General features: G+C 46.4%; 16 protein-coding genes. 5 read left to right on the plus strand and 11 right to left on the minus strand.

Going from position 1 to position 23,763, the window contains the following annotated elements:
- Positions 1 to 44 precede the first annotated feature (44 nt).
- Positions 45 to 2,210: a phosphate acetyltransferase gene (pta, locus tag GZN30_RS07525; protein ID WP_075648664.1), complete on the plus strand. Its 2,166-nt coding sequence runs from the start codon at positions 45 to 47 to the stop codon at positions 2,208 to 2,210.
- A gap of 230 nt (positions 2,211 to 2,440) precedes the next feature.
- Here pta and GZN30_RS07530 read toward each other — a convergent pair whose 3' ends face one another.
- On the minus strand, positions 2,441 to 3,715 hold the full coding sequence (locus GZN30_RS07530; protein WP_075648665.1) for an MgtC/SapB family protein: 1,275 nt from the start codon (positions 3,713 to 3,715) through the stop codon (positions 2,441 to 2,443).
- 201 nt (positions 3,716 to 3,916) lie between these two features.
- Here GZN30_RS07530 and GZN30_RS07535 point away from each other — a divergent pair, with 201 nt between their 5' ends.
- Positions 3,917 to 4,168 (plus strand): DUF3081 domain-containing protein, encoded by a 252-nt coding sequence (locus tag GZN30_RS07535; RefSeq protein ID WP_075648666.1) that lies wholly within the window; start codon positions 3,917 to 3,919, stop codon positions 4,166 to 4,168.
- Positions 4,169 to 4,259: 91 nt separating this feature from the next.
- Here the strand turns inward: GZN30_RS07535 and GZN30_RS07540 are convergent, their stop codons facing one another.
- From GZN30_RS07540 to GZN30_RS07550, 3 genes are read right to left on the minus strand one after another with little or no spacing between them, the layout of a single operon-like run.
- Positions 4,260 to 5,105: a DmsC/YnfH family molybdoenzyme membrane anchor subunit gene (locus GZN30_RS07540; RefSeq protein WP_075648667.1), complete on the minus strand. Its 846-nt coding sequence runs from the start codon at positions 5,103 to 5,105 to the stop codon at positions 4,260 to 4,262.
- A 1-nt stretch (position 5,106) separates the two neighbouring features.
- Positions 5,107 to 5,721 carry a DMSO/selenate family reductase complex B subunit gene (locus tag GZN30_RS07545; protein ID WP_075648668.1) on the minus strand — a complete coding sequence of 205 codons (615 nt, stop codon included), beginning with the start codon at positions 5,719 to 5,721 and terminating at the stop codon, positions 5,107 to 5,109.
- Between the two features lie 9 nt (positions 5,722 to 5,730).
- Positions 5,731 to 8,178, minus strand: coding sequence for a DmsA/YnfE/YnfF family dimethyl sulfoxide reductase (locus GZN30_RS07550; RefSeq protein WP_075648669.1), 2,448 nt, complete (start codon positions 8,176 to 8,178; stop codon positions 5,731 to 5,733).
- A gap of 308 nt (positions 8,179 to 8,486) precedes the next feature.
- Between GZN30_RS07550 and GZN30_RS07555 the strand changes: the two genes are divergently transcribed.
- Both GZN30_RS07555 and GZN30_RS07560 read left to right on the plus strand, forming a co-directional pair.
- On the plus strand, positions 8,487 to 9,071 hold the full coding sequence (locus tag GZN30_RS07555; RefSeq protein ID WP_075648670.1) for a TorD/DmsD family molecular chaperone: 585 nt from the start codon (positions 8,487 to 8,489) through the stop codon (positions 9,069 to 9,071).
- The gene (locus GZN30_RS07560; RefSeq protein ID WP_075648671.1) at positions 9,071 to 9,607 is read left to right on the plus strand and encodes a 4Fe-4S dicluster domain-containing protein; all 537 of its coding nucleotides are present in this window, start codon (positions 9,071 to 9,073) and stop codon (positions 9,605 to 9,607) included. The genes GZN30_RS07555 and GZN30_RS07560 overlap by 1 nt, the downstream gene beginning before the upstream one ends.
- A gap of 105 nt (positions 9,608 to 9,712) precedes the next feature.
- On the opposite strand, the gene GZN30_RS07565 is transcribed toward GZN30_RS07560, so the two are convergent.
- Both GZN30_RS07565 and GZN30_RS07570 read right to left on the minus strand, forming a co-directional pair.
- Complete coding sequence (locus tag GZN30_RS07565; RefSeq protein WP_075648672.1) at positions 9,713 to 12,760, minus strand: efflux RND transporter permease subunit; 3,048 nt, start codon at positions 12,758 to 12,760, stop codon at positions 9,713 to 9,715.
- Complete coding sequence (locus GZN30_RS07570) at positions 12,760 to 13,869, minus strand: efflux RND transporter periplasmic adaptor subunit (protein WP_075648673.1); 1,110 nt, start codon at positions 13,867 to 13,869, stop codon at positions 12,760 to 12,762. Before GZN30_RS07570 ends, GZN30_RS07565 begins: the two co-directional genes overlap by 1 nt.
- Positions 13,870 to 14,043: 174 nt before the next feature.
- Between GZN30_RS07570 and GZN30_RS07575 the strand changes: the two genes are divergently transcribed.
- Positions 14,044 to 14,643, plus strand: coding sequence for a TetR/AcrR family transcriptional regulator (locus GZN30_RS07575; protein ID WP_075648674.1), 600 nt, complete (start codon positions 14,044 to 14,046; stop codon positions 14,641 to 14,643).
- A 75-nt stretch (positions 14,644 to 14,718) separates the two neighbouring features.
- Here the strand turns inward: GZN30_RS07575 and GZN30_RS07580 are convergent, their stop codons facing one another.
- The 5 genes from GZN30_RS07580 to GZN30_RS07600 are packed head-to-tail and all read right to left on the minus strand — an operon-like array spanning position 14,719 to position 23,721.
- Positions 14,719 to 21,549 (minus strand): DUF6701 domain-containing protein, encoded by a 6,831-nt coding sequence (locus GZN30_RS07580; RefSeq protein ID WP_075648675.1) that lies wholly within the window; start codon positions 21,547 to 21,549, stop codon positions 14,719 to 14,721.
- Entirely contained in the window at positions 21,546 to 21,935 is a 390-nt protein-coding gene (locus GZN30_RS07585; protein ID WP_075648676.1) for an MSHA biogenesis protein MshP, read from the minus strand. Before GZN30_RS07585 ends, GZN30_RS07580 begins: the two co-directional genes overlap by 4 nt.
- Entirely contained in the window at positions 21,910 to 22,704 is a 795-nt protein-coding gene (locus GZN30_RS07590) for a prepilin-type N-terminal cleavage/methylation domain-containing protein (RefSeq protein ID WP_075648677.1), read from the minus strand. The genes GZN30_RS07585 and GZN30_RS07590 overlap by 26 nt, the downstream gene beginning before the upstream one ends.
- The gene (locus GZN30_RS07595) at positions 22,704 to 23,234 is read right to left on the minus strand and encodes a type IV pilus modification PilV family protein (RefSeq protein WP_232060470.1); all 531 of its coding nucleotides are present in this window, start codon (positions 23,232 to 23,234) and stop codon (positions 22,704 to 22,706) included. Before GZN30_RS07595 ends, GZN30_RS07590 begins: the two co-directional genes overlap by 1 nt.
- Entirely contained in the window at positions 23,221 to 23,721 is a 501-nt protein-coding gene (locus tag GZN30_RS07600) for a pilus assembly FimT family protein (RefSeq protein WP_075648679.1), read from the minus strand. The genes GZN30_RS07595 and GZN30_RS07600 overlap by 14 nt, the downstream gene beginning before the upstream one ends.
- Between the last annotated feature and the right edge of the window lie 42 nt (positions 23,722 to 23,763).

The following is a 23,763-nucleotide window of genomic DNA, read 5'->3' on the forward strand; positions in this document are numbered from 1 at the left end:
TACGTAATTGAGCTTTTAATCCAATAATGTAAGGTAATTAGTCGATGTCTCGTACTATTATGCTTATCCCTACTAGCGCTGGTGTTGGTCTTACTAGTGTTAGCATGGGTGTTCTTCGCACTATGGAGCGCAAGGGCGTTAAAGTTTCTTTCTACAAGCCTATCGCACAGCCACGTTCTGGCGGCGATCAGCCTGATCTAACTTCTACTATCGTTGGCGCAAACAGCGATATGCAGATCGGCACTCCAATGCAAATGTCTGTTGCTGAAAGCCTAATCGGTAACGACAACATGGATGAGCTTCTAGAAACTATCGTTGAACGTTACAACCAAATCAACAAAGATGCGGACGTAACACTTATCGAAGGTCTAGTACCAACTCGTAAGCACCCATTTGCAAACCAAGTGAACGCTGAAATCGCGGCAACTCTTGGCGCAGAGATCGTACTTGTTGCGACTCCTGGTCTAGATAACCCAGCTCAGCTTAAAGAACGTATCGAAGTAGCATGTTCTAACTTCGGCGGTACTAAGAACAAAAACATCTCTGGTGTAATCATCAACAAGCTTAACGCTCCTGTTGACGAAGCTGGTCGTACTCGTCCAGATCTATCAGAAATGTTTGACGATGCAGACAGCGCACAAACTAACGAAATGAAAGTGATGGAAATCTTCAACACTTCTCCAATTCGTGTACTTGGTTGCGTGCCTTGGTCAATCGATCTAATCGCAACTCGCGCGATCGACATGGCTCAACACCTAAATGCTGACATCATCAACGCTGGTGACATCGCGACTCGTCGCATCAAGAGCATCACGTTCTGTGCACGTTCACTACCAAACATGATTGAGCACTTCAAACCAGGCTCTCTACTTGTTACTTCTGCTGACCGTCCTGACGTTATCGTTGCAGCGGCACTAGCAGCAATGAACGGCGTAGAAATCGGCGCAATCCTATTGACTGGCGGTTACGACATCCCTCAAGAAATTGAAGGTCTATGTAAACCAGCATTCGATACTGGCCTACCTATCTTCAAAGCACAAGGTAACACTTGGCAGACGTCGCTGAACCTGCAAAGCTTCAGCATCGAAGTTCCAGCTGACGATAAAGAGCGTATCGAGTTCATCAACGATCACGTTGCAGGTCACATCGACGGCAACTGGATCGAGTCTATGACTGAAGGCACTCAGAAGTCTCGTCGTCTAAGCCCACCAGCATTCCGTTACCAGCTAACTGAATTCGCTCGTAAAGCGGCTAAACGTATCGTTCTTCCTGAAGGTGACGAGCCACGTACAGTTAAAGCTGCGGCTATCTGTGCTGAGCGCGGTATCGCGGAATGTGTGCTGTTAGGTAACCCAGACGAAATCCGTCGCGTTGCTGCACAACAAGGCGTTGAGCTAGGTGCTGGCGTAACTATCATCAACTCTGATGAAGTACGTGAAAACTACGTTGCTCGTCTAGTTGAGCTACGTGGCTCTAAAGGTATGACTGAAGTAGTGGCTCGTGAGAAACTACAAGATTCAGTATTCCTAGGCACAATGATGCTTGAGAACGACGAAGTTGACGGCCTAGTTTCTGGTGCTGTTCACACTACGGCGAACACTATCGTTCCTCCGTTCCAAATCATCAAGACTGCACCTGATGCGTCAATCGTATCTTCTGTGTTCTTCATGCTACTACCTGACCAAGTACTGGTTTACGGTGACTGTGCGATCAACCCAGATCCAACAGCTGAACAGCTTGCTGAAATCGCTATCCAATCTGCTGACTCTGCAGCAGCATTCGGTATCGAACCACGCGTAGCAATGATCTCTTACTCTACTGGTGAATCTGGTAAGGGTGCAGACGTTGATAAAGTACGTGAAGCAACTAAGCTAGCTCAAGAGAAACGTCCTGATCTAATCATCGATGGTCCTCTACAGTACGACGCAGCAATCATGGAAAACGTAGCAGCTTCTAAAGCTCCTAACTCTCCAGTAGCTGGTAAAGCAACTGTATTCGTATTCCCAGACCTAAACACTGGTAACACGACTTACAAAGCAGTACAACGCTCAGCAGACCTAGTTTCTATCGGTCCAATGCTGCAAGGTATGCGCAAGCCAGTTAACGACCTGTCTCGTGGCGCTCTAGTAGACGATATCGTGTACACAGTAGCACTAACTGCGATCCAAGCAGATCAAGCTGAACAAGCTCGTGAAAAAGCAGTTAACTAATTAACGCGCTTTTCGATATACAAACCCTCGCCTCGGCGAGGGTTTTTTATTGCCGGTTATACCAATCAGGATAAGTAAGTGGTCAGAAAATTGCGCAAGAAAAATCGCTTAGAACTAGGCGCAGATTGCCGCTAACTAGTTATTCTAATTACAAAATCTGCAACAACGTTATCAGCGATTTTAATCAGCAAGAATGCTCAAAGACTTATGCTGATTGGTATTATTCTCACTCAAGCCATCACAACCAACACCGCCCCACCCGAAAGCACGCAACCAATCATTACCGGTGCAACTTTTGACCATAGCGCTTTGTTGCCGATACTGACCACCATCCCCATTTTGACAATGGTATTAACTGAAGCGGCAATAAAAATCCCTAGAGCCGCAGTCTGCACGCTTAATGTTTGTGTACTTTGTCGCCCTAGCGCAAGTGAGATAGCATCCACATCAGTAATGCCTGAAAGCGCAGCCAAAATCAAAGTACCCGCGTTACCAAACCAATCCGACAATGCGTGGCTTAACAACATGATCACCGCCAGCACCACGCCAAAGAATAGCGCTGATTGAAGTGCCAACGGGTTGGTTTTCTGATTTGGCTGTTCAACGGTTTCAATCTTACTGCTGCGCCAGATCCACCACGCCGGCAAATAGAGCGCCACCATCATCACTAACACAATCGGCCAAAGTATTTTGACCAATTGTGGATTCAGCACCGACAAAACAATCAATAAACGTGGAAACATGGTGCCGCAACTAAGCAAGATACCGCTGGCGAGTAGCGGGCTAATATTGGCTTGTTCTCGCGACAAGTGAGAAAACTGCAGAGTCAATGCCGTCGAGGAGCTAAGCCCGGCAAACACCGAGGTAAACAAAATGCCTCGTTTAGTGCCACCAATCTTAATCGCAAAATAACCAACGAAAGAGATACTGGCGATCAGTACCACCATCCACCAGATCTCATAGGGATTAAGGGCATTCCATGGACCATAGGTTTGATTTGGCAGTAGCGGCAACAGCACTATTGAGATAAGTAATAAACGTAACGCGGCATCGAGTTCGTACTCTTGCAGCTTTTGCAGTGCTTGGTGCAGTTCTTTCTTGTTATCTAGGACGACAGCCGTGATCACCGCTGCCGCGGCGGCTAAAACGGCTTCGCCTGACACCGCTAATGTGCCAAGGACGAATGTGACAATTAAACTCACCACACCAGTAATACTAATATCTTCACTTTTCTTCTGTTGGATAACAAAAGCAATGCAAGCCAGTATCACCAAAGCGATCAGAGCAAAGCCAATCAGTAACGGAGAGTAATGAGCCGCGAGAATACCCACGAGACCGCCGAGTAGCCCAACCAAGGAGAATGTGCGGATGCCAGCGACTCGACTGCCCTCAACGCTATTACGCATCACCCAACCACGCTGAGTACCAACGATAGCACCGAGTAGTAAAGCGATAAACAGATTCCAAATGGTATGCTCTTGAGCAACGAAATTCGTTAGTTCCATAATTCACCTCGCGTCAGCAAAATGATTGATGTTGATGACAAATCTAACCACTCACAAGATTCATTTTACTCTGGTATACGTATTTAACTGTGAATTAATCAGTAGATTACCAATCGTATATACACCAGTTGCTCGATTTGATTGGCGTGTCACTCAATTATTGACCACAATAATAGTATGTGTTTTAGCGAGGAGATCGAAATGGAAAACGAGCTAGATCCGACCAAAGTATTGCAAGCGTATGAGTGTGTGATGAACAACGGCACACCAACTGAATTTGGCAAGATATATGAGGGGGTCGAAGCCTTCTCCGACTATGACGGCTATAACGTTTTCTTGCGCGGCAATGGCGTTGAATTAAAAGTAGGTTTCCACAACACCTATCATTTAGAGTACGACCAAGAGCACCTACGCGATAGCTTTCTAAAAAAAGTGGCGATGCTCGCCAAGTAGCCACCTTAGTGGTGATTGCAGACAAAAAAAGCCCCGCAAATGATGACGGGGCTTCGCTTGATGTTCGCTTTAATGGCTAAACACCCAGTATCTACATACCTGCTGTCATGTGCATGCCGTAAAACACGCCACGACCAATCAGTTCAGACACCACGATCAATGCAAATGCAATCGCCATTGGCGCAGCAGTAATCGGAGTGCGGCGCACGACTGGCAGTAACCATAGCGCGATACCTGCTGATAGCAGCGCTAAACGAGTGGTTTGCAGTGAACTGTAATCTGGCACAACGGATAGTGCTGCAGCAACACTAGTTTCAATCGCACCTAGGTGTGCGGTTAATTGCATTACCAAGATCGCCACGGCAAATAGACCAATCAAGCCCATCGCAGGCAGTACTTTATCAGCCGCTGAATTATCATGGTTTGCTACAGAAAGTAGCAACTGCGCTAGAGCCGTACCGCTGACAAGCATGGTAACAACAAACGCTGCAGGTGTGAGTGATGTATACCAAGTTGGTACAGTATCAATCATGTACACCATTGCCATTGCGTACATAAACACAATGCCAACCACCATTGCACCAATCATCAGCGCTTTACGAATCGCTTCGCTGCCTTTGTCTAGTACAGACAGTAGCCAGAACAGACCGCCTAGTGCGAAGAATACGCTGCCTGATGCGATTTCATTCGATAGCCAAGAGCTGCCAACCATGTTTAACGCATTCATTGCGCGCAGTGGGCTACCCAAGTGCATGATAGAAGCAAGGAAACCCAAGCCCATCACCGCCCAAAGACCAAACATCGCTTTATGCAGGCGCTCTTCAGCACCGGTTGAAAGCTGCTTGGTCAAAAGCATCGTCGCTAATACTAAAAACGCACCTACAGAGGTTTGTGCCAATACCGTGAAAACGATAAGTGGCCATTCATGCCATGCCATATTACACCTCCTTCGGGTTAGCCAAGAAGCCTGTGGTGTCTCCACAAGGACGTGCATGGCGGTTTGGTTTAATGACGATATTTGGTTGAGTCAGTGACGCTGGCGGTAGCGGCGCGACTTCGGCATTGGTGCCGTATTTCGCACGCAGCTCATCGATAGGACCAAACTCCAATGCACGCAGTGGACAAGAATCCACACATACTGGGTTCAAACCTTCAGCGACACGCTCGTAACAGCCATCACACTTAGTCATGTGACCTTTTTCTTTGTTGTACTGAGGAGCGCCGTAAGGACAAGCCATTGAGCAGTACTGACAACCGATACACTTGTCGGTGTCAACTACGACAAAGCCGTCTTCACGCTTGTGCATGGCACCACTTGGGCACACTTTAGTACACGCTGGGTTGCTACAGTGGTTACACGCAACCGACACGTAGTAAGAGAACACATCTTGGCGCCAAGTACCGTTATCTTCTACCCAGTTACCACCTGCGTATTCATACACACGACGGTAGTTACGACCTACATCTAGGTCTTTGTTGTCTTTACAAGAAAGCTGACACGTTTTACAACCGGTACACTTGCTTGAATCAATATAAAAGCCGTATTGTTTCATGGTTTAACCTTATGCCTTCTTCACCAGTTGAACTTCTACTAAGTTGGTATGCTGAGGGTTACCCTTAGCCAGCGGACTTGGACGATGAGTCGTCAATACGTTAATACAGCCGCCTTTATCCACCTTGTTCTTATCTGGTGCGTACCATGCACCCTCGCCTAGCGCGACGACACCTGGCATCATACGTGGCGTCACTTTCGCTGGGATATGCACTTCACCGCGTTCGTTGAAGATACGGATCAAATCACCATTTTCGATGCCACGCTGCTGCGCATCCAATGGGTTAATCCACATCTCTTGGCGAGCGGCTTCCTTGATGATGTCAACGTTGCCGTAGGTTGAGTGACAACGTGCCTTATAGTGGAAACCGGTCAATTGCAGTGGGAATTGATCACGCTTCTTCGAGTCCCAACCATCAAAAGTTGACACATAGATTGGTAGCGGGTGAATCACTTCATCTTCTTGCAGTTCCCAAGTCGCCGCGATATTCGCTAGACGCTCTGAGTAGATCTCAATCTTGCCAGAAGGCGTACCCAATGGATTGTTTTCTGGATCTTCACGGAATGCTTTGTAAGCCACATAGTGACCGTTTGGATCGCGACGCTTGTAGATACCAAGCTTGCGCATAGTTTCAAAATCAGGCAGCGTAGGATCTTGCTCACGAGTCAATGCGTAAAGGTGACGTAGCCAACCTTCTTGATCGCGACCTTCGGTAAACTGCTCACCCACACCCATGCGTTTCGAAATCTCAGAACAGATCTCGTAGATACCTTTCGCTTCAAACTGCGGCTCAATCGCTTTATCAGCGAAGATAAAGTAAGGCATGTTCGCTGCTTTTGTATCCATACAGAAGTCAGCTTGCTCTGATGTAGTTAAGTCAGGCAGTACGATATCCGCGTATTTCGCCGATGAAGTCATGTGGTTATCAATCACCACAATTAACTCACACGCTTTGTCATCTTGCAGGATTTCATGCGTCTTATTGATATCAGAATGCTGGTTGATGATACAGTTACCTGCGTAGTTCCAAATCATCTTGATTGGTACGTTCAACTGCTCAACGCCACGGATACCATCGCGTGTTGCCGTCATTTCAGGACCACGCACAATAGCATCTGTCCATAGGAACATCGGAATCGACGCTTTCACTGGGTTCTTTAAGGTTGGGAAACGCACAAATGGGATGTTGTAATCCGATTCACGAGCACCAGTACCACCACCATTGATACCTACGTTACCTGTAAGTAGTGCAAGCATAGCGATGGCACGTGCCGCGATTTCACCGTTCGCAGTACGCTGTAGACCCCAGCCTTGCAACACTGCACAAGGTTTGGTTGAGCCAATCTCACGCGCTGTTTTGATGATGGTATCCACTGGGATACCGGTAATTTGCGCAGCCCACTCAGGCGTCTTCGCAATACCATCAGGACCTTGACCTAGAATGTACGACTTGTAATCGCTTTTCGCTGGTGCTGACGCTGGTAGCGTTTTCTCATCGTAACCAACACAGTATTTATCTAAGAAAGGTTGATCGACTAGGTCTTCCGTGATCATCACGTAAGCCATCGCCGCGATAAATGCCGCATCAGTACCTGGACGAATTGGAATCCACTCGTCTTCACGACCACCTGCCGTGTCCGTGTAACGAGGGTCAATCATGATCATACGAGCTTTTGAGCGCTCTTTAGATTCCATCAAATGGTGAATAAGACCACCACCTGACATACGCGTTTCTGCTGGGTTGTTACCGAACTGAACAATTAGCTTAGTGTTCTCAAGATCTGAGAATGAGTTACCGTAAGCCCAACCGCCACCGTAAGTGTAATCAAGACCTACCGTGATTTGCGCCGTAGAGTAATCACCGTAGTGGTTTAAGTAACCACCGCTTAGGTTCATCATACGAGCGATTAGCGAGCTACCTGGAGGCCAAGACTTCGTTACTGTGCCACCAAGCGTACCGGTACCGTAGTTGAGGTAGATTGCTTCGTTACCGTGCTCTTTGATGATGCGCTTCATATTATTAGCGATTTCATCGTACGCTTCTTCCCAACTGATGCGTTTGAATTTACCTTCACCACGCTTACCGACGCGCTTCATTGGGTACTTCAAACGGTCTGGGTTGTAAACGCGACGGCGCATTGAGCGGCCACGTAGACATGCGCGCACTTGGTGGTTACCGTACACATCGTCACCGGTGTTATCGGTTTCCACCCACTTAATTTCGCCATCAACAACGTGCATACGTAGTGGACAACGGCTACCGCAGTTTACGGTACACGCACTCCAAACTACTTTTTCTTCGATCGCTTCATTAGTGGCAGCAGCAACAGGGCTTGACTTAAAAGGGAGTGAAATTGCGCTGGCCGTCGCAGCCAGTCCACCGACGGCTGTCGAAGACTTGATAAAATCACGTCTCGTAAAGCCACCGGTCATTAATGCTTTCAGTGTATTTTTCATAGGACAACTTCTCATTGGTTGTGAGAAAAGACTCTGTGGTCTTTTGCAGTCCCCCTTTTACCCCTTAAGTAGTAAGGTTAATATTGCGCTCAATCAACATTTTTTCCGTGCTACTCAAAATCTCACCCATCCAGTTTCATAAATGAGATCTTGGTCATATTTTTGAACTAGTTAACATAATTTGAAATATTTAATCGAAATAGTTCGCATTATTAAATGAACACTATTGCATTTAATTTTTGACTAAACGCATTTATTTCAGATTTTGAAGCGGGTATGCTCGGCAAAAACCTAACGCAGTTTTATTTATGCCATACGAAATTACGCTTTTTCGCCTATTAGGCGGTCTATTTTACTACTCTCCTCACTCTGAAGATGGTCAAAACATCTTAAATGCATTTGCGACACAAGATGACGAGTTATTAACAAATCTTGCAAAACTCGCGAAGGACGTTGCCAGTGACACTCTAGAAGCCGACTACTTCAATTTGTTGCAAGGTAGCGGTGATATGCCTTGCCCACCATGGGGATCGGTATACTTAGATAAAGAGAATGCGCTATTTGGTTCTTCAACCATTGAGTATCGTGAATTTACCCGCCAACTCGGTATGGAGTGTGATACGGGTTTGCGTGAACCAGAAGATCATATCGGCTTAATGCTCATGCTGGTGTCACTGCTGCTTGAGCAAGATAAGCGTGCAGAAGCGAATCAACTGATTAGCCAGCACTTGATGCCATTCGCACCAATCATGCTAACTGGTATGCAGAAACACGCCGACACGGAATTTTATCGCCAACTGGCTGCATTCACTTTTGCTTGGCTCCATTTCTACTGCGAAGAACAGCAATTGCAAAGCGCAGAACGCCGCAATTATTGGCAAGAGGCAGAGTAATGAAACCAGACAGTATCGAACTAGCTATTGAGCTTAATGAAATGAACAGCAGTCGCCGTGGTTTCTTTCGTGCTGTCTCACGAGGCGTGACACAATCGATTGAAGAACCGCAGGCGGTGATTAACGCTTCTCGCCCTCTCGGAGCGGTTGAAGAAGAGTTATTTAACCGCCTATGTAATCAATGTGGTGATTGCGTTACCGCATGCCCGCAAGGCGTACTAAGCATGCAGGCAAATGGTCCAATCATGGATCTCAGCCTCAATCACTGCAACTTTTGTACTGAATGTATTGCAGTTTGTCCTACTCAAGCATTGAATATGCTAAACACGACAGATACCGGTTGGCGACCAACATTCAGCCAAAGCTGCAATGCTCGTCTATTTGGAAACTGCCAAGAGTGTGTCGATGATTGCCCTAAACAAGCGCTGACACTGCTCGATAACGACACACCAACACTTCACGATAACTGCAACGGTTGTGGCGAGTGTCTTGCCAGTTGCTATATTGGCGCGATCACCCTAGTCGAAAAACGCTAGGTCAGCGTTTTTACTTGGCTTAGATTCGGCTAACTAGCAAAAATCAGATAAGAAAAAGCCACCGCAAATGCGGTGGCTTCTCTTTTCCGTCTGTCCCGATAAGGTTTATTGCTCTACTTTGACTCTAAAAAAGAGAGCATAAAATAACGGAATGACCACCAGAGTGAGGATAGTTGCGAATAGCAAACCAAACATAATAGTTACCGCCATACTCTTAAAGAACGGGTCAATAAGTAGCGGAGCCACACCTAAGATGGTAGTCAATGCCCCCAGTAAAACTGGGCGCGCACGGCTCGTCGCCGCATCGATAATCGCAAAGTACGGCAGTTTACCTTGCGCTATCTCAACATCGGCTTGATCCACTAGCACGATGGCGTTTTTCACCATCATACCTATCAAGCTGAGGAAGCCTAAAATTGCCATAAACTCAAATGGCGTTTGGAATACAATCAAGCCAACGGTCACGCCAATCACTGCTAGTGGTGCTGTTAACCAAATTACTAACGGCTGGCGAATCGCGTTAAACATAAAGATCACCGACAAAATCATCGCCGCAAAACCGTATGGCGCTGAAATAACTAGACCTTCATTGGCATCTTTAGATGCCTTGTATTCACCGTACCAAATCAGCTCATAGCCTGGTGGCAACTCAATCGCCTCAATCTTGTCACGCACGCCATTAAAGGCATCCGCTGTCAGCACGCCAGGTGCCGGGTCAGCTTGTACCAAAATCGTTGGCATGCGGTCGATACGACGTAAAATCGCGTCTTGCCATACCACATCGACGGAATCGACCAATTGACTCACAGGGATGAAGCCACCAGCGGTTCCGCTATACACTTCGGTGTTTTCAACCGCACGCTGATGATCACGCTCGTTTTCTGGCGCTCGCACAACGATTGGGATCAAGTCATCACCCTCGCGGTATACACCGACATTACGACCAGACAGCGTTTGTGCAATGGCTTGGTTAATCTCTTGCGTAGTCAAACCAAAGCGCTGCGCTTTTTCTGCTGAATAAACCGGACGCAACACTGGCACTTGTTGACGCCAATCATCTTGAATCGCGATCAGGTTGCTGTCAGCATGCATAATCGCTTTGGCTTGCTCAGATAGCTGACGTAACACTTGGCTATCAGGACCTTTAAAGCCGGCTTCAATCTTCTTACCGCCACCGCGACCTAGCATGAATTTCCATACTTTGATCGACGCTTCTGGGTATTTCACTGACAACTCATCTTGCAGTTCAACCAGTAATGGCGCGATTTTCTTGTAGTCATCAATATCAATCAACAACTGACCGTAGCTGGTGTTACGCGCTTCTGGTGCGTAAGTCAGCATAAAGCGTAGACCGCCACCACCAATAAAGCTGGTGATGTTGGTGATGCCATCTTTGGCTTTTACGTCTTTCTCAATCGCCGCGATATAACGCTCAGTACGGCTGATATCAGAACCTTGTGGCAAGTAGACATCAACAACAAACTGCGGACGCTGAGAGTCTGGCATAAAGCCCGGAGGCACGTAACGCAGACCATAAATAGCCGCAACCATCAAACCAAGGATCGCCATTAAGCTAATCATGCGATTACGCAGTACCCAAGCGAGCAACGCTTTGTACATGGTCATCATACGACCCGGCTTAATCTCGCCTTTGGTCGCTTTCACTTTCAGGAAGTCAAAGCAGAGCATTGGCGTCACGGTCACCGCAAACACCCAGCTTAAGAACATAGAGTAAAGAATTACCCAAAATAGCGAGCCGGCGTATTCCCCCATATCCGAAGGGGATAGGCCAATCGCACTGAAAGCAAAGATACCTACAACCGTACCACCCAGTAGCGGCCATTTGGTTGCGTCTACCACTTCAGAAACAATCGTTTCTTTATCTTCATCTGGGTTTTGCTGCAAGCGCACCAAAATACCATCTGTCACTACGATGGCGTTGTCCACCAGCATACCGAGCGCAATAATCAGAGCACCCAGCGAGATACGCTGCATCGCAATATCTTCAATGAACATGATGCACAAGGTGCCAGCAACGGTTAGTAGCAACACGAAGCCGATGATCACCCCAGAGCGTACGCCCATGAACATCAACAGCACGATAAATACGATCGCTACTGCGGCAATCAAGTTATCGATAAAGTTCGCCACCGATGCGCGTACTGAATCCGACTGAATTGAAATTTCATGCAGATCCATACCGAGTGGACGCTGAGCATCTAATTCGGCTAAACGTGCTTTAACCGCGTCGCCCATCTCAACCACGTTACCGCCAGTCACGTTTGAAATACCAAAACCAACCGCGCGTTGACCGTTATAACGCATCAACATGCTCGCAGGCTCTTGGTAACCACGTGTTACGTTAGCAATATCGCCAAGACGCATGACTTGGTTGTCTTGTCCTACACCAATTTGCAGGTTACGTAAGTCATCAAATGAACGAATGTTCGAGCTTGGAATCACCGGAATACGCATATCTCGCGTATCGATTGAGCCCGCAACTGTGACTACGTTTTGCTTTTGTAGTACTTGGAACACTTGTTGTGCAGAGACACCAAAGCTTGCCAAACGCTCACTCGAAATCTCGACAAAAATTGTCTCTTGCTGCTCCGCCAGAGTAGCAGTCTTGGCCACCCCCGGCACCAATACCAATTCACGACGTAAAGTATCAACGTAATCTTGTAACTGCTTATCGGTAAAACCTTCACCTGTCACGGCATAAAACAGCGCGTATACATCAGCAAAGTCATCATTGACGATCGAAGGACCCGCCCCTGGAGGCAATTGGCGCTGCGCATCGGAGACTTTGCGGCGTAGCTTATCCCACACCTGCTGCAGATCCGCTGAGCTCTTGGCAAATTCAAGCTTGATCTCTACCGTTACTTCGGACATGCCCTGCTTAGAAACCGACTTTACTTCCTTGAGTTCTTGCAGCGATTGCACTGCCCCCTCAATCACATCGGTCACTTCATCAGACACTTCTTGCGCCGTTGCGCCCGCATAAGGCGTGTTGATTACCGCCTGACGGATAACAAATTCAGGGTCCTCAAATCGACCCAATTTTAGGTAGCTGATGTAGCCACCTAGCAAAATTAGCGCAATCAATACCCAAACGCTGGTGCGCTTGGCAATCGTATAACGAGCTAAGTTCATTATTGAGCTCCGTTGTTACCATTGGTCATAGGACGGATTTCCATACCATCTTGCAAACTCGACATACCGGCAATTACTACCTGCTCGCCCGCTTTTAAGTTGTCTTTGATCACTACACGATCGCGACTTAACGCCCCGACATCGACGTAACGTTTCTCGACTTTATTGCCTGCGCCGACAACCCATACATATTGTTTACCTTGGTTATCAGGAATAACCGCAATAATTGGCAGCGTGATGGTCGTCGCGAGCGCTTGATCTTCTACTTCCGCTGGAATTACTTTTGCTGTCATACCCGGCAACACTCGATAGCCGTCAAGGTTCTCAAAACCAAGTACTACTGCATAGGTTTGGCTGACAGGATCCGCCTGAGTCGCGTAGGTTCTCAACTTAAGATCAAACAGATGGTTAGGAATCGCGCTCACTTCAGCTTTGGCTTCTGTTCCCGCAACAGACGACAACATCACGCTATCAGGGATGTAAATAACTACTTCTAGATCATCAAGATCATGCAAAATAAACACCGGTGCATTAGCTTGAACTTGGACGAAATTGTCGACAAAGCGGCGACCAATAATGCCATCAAATGGTGCTTTGATTTCGGTGTAATCTAGCTGACGCTGAGCTTCATCACGACGGTTTTTGGCTAGATTGTAGCGAGTGGTAATTTCATCAAGTTGGCTTTTCGAGATCGCTTTGCTCTTCTCGTAAATCGCTTTAGCGCGCTGGTATTCCACTTCAACGTTAGACAGCTCAAGCTTTGCTGATGCTAAAGCCGTTTGGGCATCACGCGAGTCTAAACGTGCCAATACTTGACCTTTGATCACACGATCGCCTTCATTGACCAGTAGCTCATTGATCAAGCCACCGACACGGAATGACAAGTCCGCTCTTTCTGCGGCTCGCACAACGCCATTAAAACTGAGGCTGTCACTACGGCTTGCCGCAACAACTTCCGTCAAAGCAGGTTTAACTACTGGGGCTGTTTCTGTAGGCGCAGTCGCCTCTTCACCACAACCAACTAATGATAAACTAGCAACAGATAAACCAATCGCTAGTGCGAGTTTGTTCAATGCAATTCTTGCAGATGATTTGTGCGCCTTTTTCACAGTAATCTCCAATTGGGACCTGACATATTGACCCGATGTATAAGCGAGAAGACAAATTAAAGCTATGTCTATTTTTGCGGATTCTATTTCAGCTTTTCAAAAAAGTAAACTCATAAGTTTACCTACTAATTAAGTGTTGTTACACTAGTGCTATAGAATACTAGGAGTACCAACATGACACGCTCGGAGCAGAAGCGAATCGCAATTATTGACGCGGCAAAGCAAGAGTTTATAGAAAATGGATTTTTAGCCGCGAATATGAATAACATTAGTACGGCAGCGGAAGTTTCGAAGCGCACTTTGTATCGACATTTTGAAAGTAAAGAGCTGCTATTTGAAGCAGTTCTTGCCGAAATCCAAGAAAATAGCGTACGCAATCGCGACTACCCGTTTAACCCTAGTCAGCCACTGGATGAGCAACTGCGAAAAGTCACTTACCAAGAAATTGATGTCATGTATCAAACCTACGGGATTGCGCTTTCTCGCACCATTATTATGGAATTTTTCCGTCAGCCTGAGCTCGCCAAAAGCATGACTCAAAAGCTATATCGGACTCGAGCAGTCAGTCACTGGTTTGAACAAGCCATCGCGGCGAACAAACTCGAAGCGCCCGATTTAACTACCATCACCAACGTCTACGTGAGCGTATTCCAAGGGTTACTATTTTGGCCGCAAGTACTCGATTTACTGCCTCTGCCAGAAGGCGAACTGCTCGACCAAAAGGTGGATACTATCGTTACTACTGTTTTACGTGCTTTTGCCCCGCAAAATTAATCACATAATTCTAAACGTTCCTGTTCGCAAAAAGCCCCTGCCGGGGCTTTTGTTTTAATTAGCGTTTTATCACCATCAGTTATAGCGCTCTTTAATGTAAATCACATTGTTCGAGCCACCCGATACACCGAAGGTTGCGAGTGCTTTCGGTGGCTGCCAGAAGCTGCTTGGTGCGTTACACTCACTTGGAATAGTGGTAGCGCTGTTACTGTCAACTTCCCAACAGTAACCCAACCACTTTTCAGCGCCAGAACTCAATGTCATCGGTACTACCGCATGCCCTGGGGCATTGGCGCCGATATTGACGGCACTTTTACCATTACTTAACGCCGTCGGTTGCAATGAGTCTGACATCAGTACTGGTTGCGCTTCTCCAACCACCGCAGCTTCGGTCACAACATCATCAAGATCTGGTAATTGCGCCTCATTGCTGGCGCCAATCTGTGTCCAATCATCCCAGTCATTGAGTTTAAAGCGGCTTCCATCCCAATATTGCGTCTCGATTGCCATAGGGAACAACTGATTGATTGGTCCAGAAGCATTTTCAATCACCAAACGTCCGTAGCGTACGTCTATCGGTTCACCCAATGCAATCGCTGCGGACGCCAAGTTGTCACTGCTATCTCCTTGCTGATAGATAGGGATATCTCGGCTTTCAATGTTGTCCTCTACGTGAGCAAATAACTGAATGTTTGCTAGCTCTTGCTTACAACCTTGATCACGATAAAACTGGTTAGGATCCTGCTCCAATTGCCATTGTCCACCTTTCCATTCACCAGCAAAAACATCCGTATTCATGTTCTCGTCAACCAATAGAGCTCGGCTGCAACTCGGTAATCCAACACTTCCGTAATCAAAGGTAATACCTGCCAATGACGGCTTTTCGCCACTAGCCAGCACGGAGCGGTCATAGAAACTGAGGCTAGAATCATTGGCACTTTTAGCATCGAGCACAAAACTCACATCGACATCAGGTTTACCAAAGTAAGTCCAAGCCTCTCCGCTATGATTCATCGGCACTTGATAGAGACGAGTCATGGCAAAGTGATCTGGATAGAAATAACCAACTTCAACATGGTTAGCAAAATCGGCAAAATCACTCACCTTACTGGTATCAAGGAAGCTATTTAGACCCGTTTGATCTCGATAGCTATCGACCGCCCAGTTCGTCGCTATTGAACCGACATTGTCATACTTAAAGCGGTTCCGTAACTGGCCTTGGATAAATTCACGCTTAAAACCAGTTTCGGCCGAGGTCAACTTAGGCATTTCGCTCACCTTGCTGCTCGGAACGGTAACTTGCGCGCTGTAACCTTTATTTCCAGCGGAAAGCTGTCCATCAAAATTGCGGGTCACTTGTTGCTGCTTATTAATCGCCGAAACTTCAACCACAAATGGCGTGCCTGCGGAGACAAAAGGTGTCGAACTATTGCCGCTAACCAAACTTTTATCACTGTCTTTGTAGTTCTGGCTAACAATCAATGCGTAAGGCACAACCGTGCTCGAAAATGTTGCCGACTTCTCTAAACCTTCCACAGGTAAATAACGCGCCATAAGCTCCAACATTCCTGACTCAGAATAGTTGGCAGCTAACACTTCGCTCACCCCGTTAGAGAACGAAATCTGACGATCCTCCCCACTAGCTTGCAGTGTCTGTCCTTTTAATGCGAGAGCACCTAAAAACTCTTCTTTGCCTTTGTTAAAGGCAAAGGTAAAGGTTTTCTCACCTTGATAATCCGTATCCACACTGCATTGCACTTGATCTTCTAGGGCGACTTTACGCACCAACTGAATGTTAAACTCTTCGCCAGCTTTGTAATAACGAGGCGCATTAACTGGCTCAATGGTGAACCCTTCTTTGGTAAAACGTGCGCCGTCACTTGCTGAACCAATATCCTTAGCCGTCGCAGTAAGAATGACATCTTTGAGCTCCGAATCTGTTGCAACCCAGAGTGTTCGCGATAACTCACTTCCCTTAGCAAAAGATATCGTTTGACCGTCATTACAACGAGTTTGCGAACTGGCATTAATTCGACTAAATGGTGTCGCGCTAAACCAACATCCGGCAGGAGGATTATCAAACGCCACATCGACGTTAATATCTTCCGAAAGCTGATCACCATCGACATCTAACGTGACCAGATACTCTGCCACTTCACAGGTAAGCGGAGAGCCCGGCGCGTTAACTTGCACGCCTTTGACTGGGTTGCCAATGACAAAACTATGGTCCTCTATCTCACCAGAACCCGCCTCACCATATGGTGAATCGACCAATTGCGCGGCATAACGAACGCGAAGATAGCCTCGGCTGCCGTGAGCTATCGGCGATGACGGCACCACTAATGCCTGGCTCAAATCCACCCGTTTCCAAGAAGTACCGATGCCCCAATTGACCCACGCAGAAGCAACGCCGCTTCCCCGTTTGTCTAATTCAATGCTGTAAGCACGACCAGGAATCAAAGGATCATTGACCAAATTAACACTGCTATTTGAGGCTCTATCCTTTAATGTCACACCATCATCAGAAAGGTCGGAGGCCGCTTCGAGATCATGCCCAGGACCAATATCTGCAGACCAGTTATGACCAAGTTTTAGCTCTTCATTGCTGCCCAAATGATGGGCAGGATCGTTGCTCTCTAAGAATTCAGGGACATCACCATAGTCCGCGTGAATCGAACAGCCACCCGCATCATTACTGCTCGTTGATTCATCAACACCTTTTAGCTCAAAACGTATCTCCTGCTTAGCGATATCAACCGAGTAAAGTGCTGTGGTCGGATGGTTTTTCTCATAGCTACTGAGCTTGCCATCTTGGTTCAAGTCATGTCGACCACCATTAGTCATGGCAAACATGATGCCACCTTTGTTAATCGCTAAACCACCTGAGCCCAATTTATTGTTACTATCGCGCTGTGGCCATTCTGGGTTACTAACACTTGAATTAGAATTGAGTACTAACCTCAGGCGAAGTTGGGTGTTGCTGCCGGCTGGCTCTGCACTTGAAACATCGCGAATCGCGATACGATACAGTGACTTCAGATCGCCTGATAAACCATAAACATAATCGCCATTTTGATCTTTTGGATTAAAGGCAAAATCAGCACTCCACGGTGTACTGCCTTGGATATCTTTGAGCTGAATGGTATCAAACAAACCGGTAGCCAGTTCTATACGCAGCAATGAATGCCAGTTGCCACGACCGATGACCATATAGCGACCATCTGGGCTGACATCCCCTGAATTTGCTCGTGACAGCGCGCCTTTACCTGAGTCAGGGCTCTTCTTAGTATCTAATATTTCATTCTTCGCAAAGGTATAAGTCTTTCCATTGCGATCTTGAATAACCACATCATCGTGAGCAGCACGCAACGCCGTTAAATGTTGAAATTGCGCATTTTTGCTTTGATCAGCAACAAACAGGTGTATTTCACAACTTGAACGACTGCCCTGAGTACAACCATATTGACTGTCAGAGCCAACACCGTATGTAAATCCATCTGCCTGACTTAAGCCCACGACTTTGATTTCATCGGTCGCCAGTGACGAGTTAATCGGTTCAATCTGCAATTCACCACCGCTAGCAATCCACTTAGCGTATTGATACGCACCATTTCTGTCCGGTGCTTTTACTTGGACAAATCCATCACAGCGTCCTGGTTCAGGCATCAAATCACCATCAACAAGATAAACCAGATGGTCTTCAACTTCACCGTCCTCAATCTTATTGCTATTGTGAGACAGTGTTAGTCGCAAGTATGTCGAACTCTCATTCGTCCACTTATGATTACCTTGCCAGTTTAGCTCTACTGCTTGAGGATAAGGGAAAGACTTAATAGCTAAAGTCGACTTCTCGTTATTGCTCATTACTCCGTCACGATCAAAGTCGATCCAAGCATTGAGGTGTGCAACCTTGCCGGTATTGTTAAGCACGTTGAATTCAGGTAAGACGACACTCTTCGTTCGCTTTAAAACGATTGGGGCGCTAAAGGTCAACTCATCGTTAAAGCCATTTTGATCGTCCCCTGACGCATATTCTGAACTGTGCGCTTCTTTTTCAACATCAGGAGCCTCATCGCCGATATAAAGATTTGGTACGACTCGGTAGCCAACCTTGAGTTCATTCTTATAACGACTAGGTAAGTCACCATAATCTTTACCCACTTCACAGCCAAACTTCGCATTATCGAGGATATTGCCGGATGAACCGCCGATTGGTTTGAGTGATTTAAAAGCAATGCGTGTGACATATTGACCATCAGGTACGGTATACAACCCAGTGTAATTTTGCCATTGGTTGGTTCCGGTGAAGGTTTGGCTTTCGACTAAATCGGTATTAGGCGCGCCAAAAAGCAAAGCAATCTGCTGCTCACCTGAAGGAGCACCCACAGTACGATTGGAGTAATCAAATGACCAACGGATCTTTTCACCCGGCGTTGTGACAATATCTTGATACATCACGGTAGGGTGATAAGCATTCATTTCTGCCACATTTTGGCTATTGTCAGAAGCCTTACTACTCACGTATTGGTTGTAATCGTTAAACTCAATATGATTACGACGAGATATTGGGTAGTTCTGTGGGTCAGCGGTAGGATCAAGCTGCTGCACTGACCAACCCGCGACGGAGCTTTCGGGTGTATCCCAGCCATTATGTTCGCGTTCAATAAAGAAGTGCTCAAACGAGCCATTTTGTAAGCCAGCCTCACAACCTGCAACTTCTATTGAAGGTGCAGCTATCCACACCTGGTAGTCTTCAACCTCACCATCTCTCGCGATGCCAGTTGGCTGTTCAACGTCATCTTGTTTGGTGGCATAACGCACACGCATAAAGGTCTCACCATGCACATCATATGGCGATAAATGAAAGTCTGAGAGTCTATTTTGTCCGGCTTGTACGGCAACGCGATCAACAATTTTTTCAGAAACCCAACGCTGATTGCGTTCAAAACCATCCCAACTTCCGTCTTGGTTTTTATCCAACCAAATCGAGACGAACCCAGGCCTCGATGCATTAACAGTAATGGTATTGTCGACCACTTGCTCATTACCGTTTTGATCGAGATAGTCGGTCAGCAACACTTTCATCGTTGAAGAGTTGCTGGAATTAACCGTGACACCGTCATCTTCTTGATCACTGCTGGCGGTACGAGATGGAAGACCATCCCTTTCGGCATCGACGTGGAACAAACAGCTCGTGCCATCACTAGGTAACAAACAAGTATCCGCCACTATCGTATGACGAGCGCCGTTACTTTTCGTGGTTACCGGATATGAAGTATCTTCCCAACCGGTAGCAAGATCTTGATTCGGAGCATCACCAAAATCGTAGTTTCCGCCGGATACAATAACTGTTTGCCCCATCTCCGAGGTATTTCCGCACTTATCTATTGCTATAGAGGTAATAGCGTCACCGGCACTGAAACCAGCTGAATTCAAATTACAATTGCTAATCTCACCTGTACCATCTAAACCGCATGTACCGAGAAATTCCGTCCCTTCAATCGTAGAGTCGCTCGCGTTACCATCTGCTTTATAGACTTCAACAGTAAAATCTTCATAGCTTTGATGACAAGCTGTATAAGAGGCTAAATTACTTAAATAGACACTACCTCTAACCTGTCCATTAGATGAAACCTCTGTTAGTTCGGGAAAATCAATACCATAGTTACTAATACCGCCGGACAGCATATATTGACCATCATTGGGGGTGATCATACCGGCGTGGTCCACCGAGCGTAGGTCTATCGCTAGCCCTCGAGTATTACGGAAAATGTTGCGACTTAATCGGTTCTGAGCGCCATAGTAAACTCGAATAGCTGATACATGCGCCTCATGCCCCCCAGCTGAAATATGGTCAACACCACTATTATAAAACGCGTTATTGGTAACCTCATTTCGCCAAGAAGAGTTTAAATATAGAGCCGCCGCCTCATCTAGCGTATCTTCTTTATTCACCGTATCATCAAAAATGTTGCGATGGATTGTGTTGTCATAGCCATTGTAAAACCTCAGCCCTGAGCCACGCATATCATTAAAGCGGTTTGCTTCTATTTCTATGTGGTTGCTGTCACTTAAGTTGATCGCATCATCAAAGTAACGCCAATTAATGCCTGCAATGCGAATATATTGGCTCTTTTTAATTCTTAATCCATAGTCTTGGTTTTCTGGGTTTGTTCGACCATTACGAATAAATAAAGGGCTTTCATCACCTGGTTTACCTGCATCAATATAGGTGCGGCTAACACCATTCATTTGCAAAGGTGATTGCAAAATAATTTCATTAATATGGTTCTTGAAAATGGCATTATCCACACCGGGCGTTCGACCCGACTGACGCAAGTTTTCCTTACTTAAATTAGTACCATTACGACCTGACGTTAAGTACGTAGTATTAATTAAAAATTGACGAAGCGAACCAACTCCGGAGTCATGATGGTTACTCACCACGCTATAACTAAAACCTATGCTAGCATCAACGTCACGACCATTTACGTCCACATCACGCCCATAATCTTCACTGACAGTTGGATAAACACGCACAGGTAAACACGGAGTGCAATCACCACGCTCTGAATACAAGTCCCCATCTAAGTCTTGCGAACCCGTTCCGTGACCAGGCAAGTCCAATCGATACTCACCATTAGGAATATCATCAAAATCAAAGTAGCCATCATAACCAGTGTGAGTGACATACTTTTTGTGTGGATTGGATTTATTCGTTAATCTAACCTTGATTGAAATACGGTGCATAGGTGACATACCATATGCTCGCGGATAATTACTTGAAACTCCACCATAGTCATAGTGTTCAAATACAAAGCCGCTTACATCACCTTCGTCATCATCCGCAAAGGCAAACGATGACAGCAGCAGTGTAAAAATTAGTACTAACCAACTATTCTTCATGGTCTTACCTCTACTTCAAATCGACGGCTGACGCGATACGCTTCCACAGAGCACGTAGCGGTGGATGTCACTATGGTTGCCTCTTCATTCGGCACGCAGGATGCTTCAATGGTACAGCTTGGAAATGCAGCCAGTTGATAACTCGGTAAACAAGAAGCTGTGCGACCTTCTTCCACAGGCACCAATTCGTAAACCAAGCGCTCAGCAAGTGAACGAGCTGCCCAATAAGCACGAGTACTAAGCGTTTCATAAGTGTTAGCTTGCGACGACTGGGTATTCATATTAATAAGTTGCGCGGCAAAAAAGGTGCCGATGACCATCACAAATAGAATCACCACCAAGGCACTGCCTTGCTGACGGTTATTGACCATTGAGAACTTGCGCATTTTGCATAAACTCCACAGATTCTTTGCCGTTATTCATCGCAAGCGAAAAACGTAAATCAACAGTACTTGAGTAAGTGCCGTTAAAACCAAGTGAGAAAACACCGCTCGTTTCTTGGATCCCCTCGGCAAATGGTTCTGAAGCTTGGCTATTGGCACTGCCAAGCCCCGCGAGCGCCAAAGGATAATCCGCGTAATAACGAATTTGTTTGTTTTCCACACACATCTGTCTTGCTTGCGGTTGATAGATAAATAAACGATTGGAAGGGGTCAGCGGTATACGTGTTAGCGCTTCGTCAACAACTAATGAATCGTTGTCATAACTCTTTAGGGTATAAATTTGTCGATCCGGATTCGCGCCTGAATATAGGTCTGCGGCAGAGCGTGGGTAAATACTAACCAAGCATTTTTCAGCATTAAAACAGCCAGACAAATCACCCACGATAGGATGAGCTAGAGGCAATTTCGTCTCACTGCTGTCACTGTCTAGAACCATCTGTTCAGGCACAAATTCACCAACATACAGTAGTGGGATATACTCTAAACAGCGCCCATCTTCCAAGATTCTTGGGCTAAGCGGCACGGTATTCGCCAGTTCGCGACCAAAGCGTGCTAAAACAAAGCGCGCCTCTTCTAATGCCTCTAAACGATATTTATTTTCAACATAAACAGAGGTGCTCAGCACTCCAAAATTCATTAAACCCAGTGAAACAATGCCGATAATGACGATACTCACTATCATTTCAATCAGAGTAAAACCTTTAACTTTCATTAGAAGTTACTCCTAAAAGCATTAAAAACGAGAGGCTTTCCATTTTCACCGCGTTGAATCGCAACCGTCACTTGCTTCATCGGTGTCGGAGCACTTCCTTTAGGCAAGGCTTCGAAATTATCATTGGCATAACGCACCGTTACCGTGGCAAGAAAATCACGAAATGGACCAGTGGCGTCTAAACCAAAGTCGGTAATAGAGATCGCCTTACCATCGGTGTCATAATCATCAAAGTCATCTCTAACGCTGTTGGTATCGTCCGCATCGCTGCCTAAAATAGCTGAACACCCATCGACTCCTTGACTTCCGCAACGCTCGACGAAGTGAATATTCACTTCATCAAACTCTCGAGAGTACATTTCTTGCAACAACCAAGTAGCAACTTGTGACGCTCGCTGCTGAGTCAGTGCATCAGCCGTCTGCTTTGAGGTCGGTGCTAATAGGGATGAAAAAGCCAACATCAAAAAACCAGCGAGAGTGATCGCCATAACGTTCTCGATAAGAGTAAAGCCTTTGTTATTCGCAGCCATCAACATACCCCTCTTTATAGACAGTAATTTGTCTATCCCTGCCTTGAGGATTACCCACGGTTATCTGCACATCTCGTGTCGTTACTCCGCTCGAATCAACACTACGACCCAAAGAGTCAAATTGTATTTTCTCGCCAGAAAAGCGAATGCCACGTTGAATATCTTTTTCACTCAGCCTGACCAGTTGCGCACATTTAGGTCCGGTGCAGTCAACCGCAGGATTTAGTGTGATGGCGCCGTTTTGCCATTCGATGTTGGTTGGATTAATTTGCACAATGTAAGGCTGGCTATTCGCCACATCATTCATCGCTTGGGTTTGCACACGACGAATCGCTGATTTTGCGGTAGCACAATACGCTGGTACGGTAAAACCAGAAAAGGAAGGGAATCTTGTGTACGCGACAACCCCTATCACTGATAGAAGAATTATCGTTACGACTAACTCCACCAGCGTAAAACCAGTGGCATGACGCTTATATGGCAGCATGAGCAAGCAATTGAGTCTTTTGGTATTTTAATTAGTTTTTTC

It is taken from the genome of Vibrio ponticus, from assembly GCF_009938225.1.
GTDB lineage: Bacteria > Pseudomonadota > Gammaproteobacteria > Enterobacterales > Vibrionaceae > Vibrio > Vibrio ponticus.

What these genes read in the sequence shown, in the direction of transcription:
- pta (WP_075648664.1), top strand. Translation starts at nt 45, where the DNA reads ATGTCTCGTACTATTATGCTTATCCCTACTAGCGCTGGTGTTGGTCTT.
- GZN30_RS07530 (WP_075648665.1), bottom strand. Translation starts at nt 3,715, where the DNA reads ATGGAACTAACGAATTTCGTTGCTCAAGAGCATACCATTTGGAATCTG.
- GZN30_RS07535 (WP_075648666.1), top strand. Translation starts at nt 3,917, where the DNA reads ATGGAAAACGAGCTAGATCCGACCAAAGTATTGCAAGCGTATGAGTGT.
- GZN30_RS07540 (WP_075648667.1), bottom strand. Translation starts at nt 5,105, where the DNA reads ATGGCATGGCATGAATGGCCACTTATCGTTTTCACGGTATTGGCACAA.
- GZN30_RS07545 (WP_075648668.1), bottom strand. Translation starts at nt 5,721, where the DNA reads ATGAAACAATACGGCTTTTATATTGATTCAAGCAAGTGTACCGGTTGT.
- GZN30_RS07550 (WP_075648669.1), bottom strand. Translation starts at nt 8,178, where the DNA reads ATGAAAAATACACTGAAAGCATTAATGACCGGTGGCTTTACGAGACGT.
- GZN30_RS07555 (WP_075648670.1), top strand. Translation starts at nt 8,487, where the DNA reads ATGCCATACGAAATTACGCTTTTTCGCCTATTAGGCGGTCTATTTTAC.
- GZN30_RS07560 (WP_075648671.1), top strand. Translation starts at nt 9,071, where the DNA reads ATGAAACCAGACAGTATCGAACTAGCTATTGAGCTTAATGAAATGAAC.
- GZN30_RS07565 (WP_075648672.1), bottom strand. Translation starts at nt 12,760, where the DNA reads ATGAACTTAGCTCGTTATACGATTGCCAAGCGCACCAGCGTTTGGGTA.
- GZN30_RS07575 (WP_075648674.1), top strand. Translation starts at nt 14,044, where the DNA reads ATGACACGCTCGGAGCAGAAGCGAATCGCAATTATTGACGCGGCAAAG.
- GZN30_RS07580 (WP_075648675.1), bottom strand. Translation starts at nt 21,549, where the DNA reads ATGAAGAATAGTTGGTTAGTACTAATTTTTACACTGCTGCTGTCATCG.
- GZN30_RS07585 (WP_075648676.1), bottom strand. Translation starts at nt 21,935, where the DNA reads ATGCGCAAGTTCTCAATGGTCAATAACCGTCAGCAAGGCAGTGCCTTG.
- GZN30_RS07590 (WP_075648677.1), bottom strand. Translation starts at nt 22,704, where the DNA reads ATGAAAGTTAAAGGTTTTACTCTGATTGAAATGATAGTGAGTATCGTC.
- GZN30_RS07595 (WP_232060470.1), bottom strand. Translation starts at nt 23,234, where the DNA reads ATGGCTGCGAATAACAAAGGCTTTACTCTTATCGAGAACGTTATGGCG.
- GZN30_RS07600 (WP_075648679.1), bottom strand. Translation starts at nt 23,721, where the DNA reads ATGCTGCCATATAAGCGTCATGCCACTGGTTTTACGCTGGTGGAGTTA.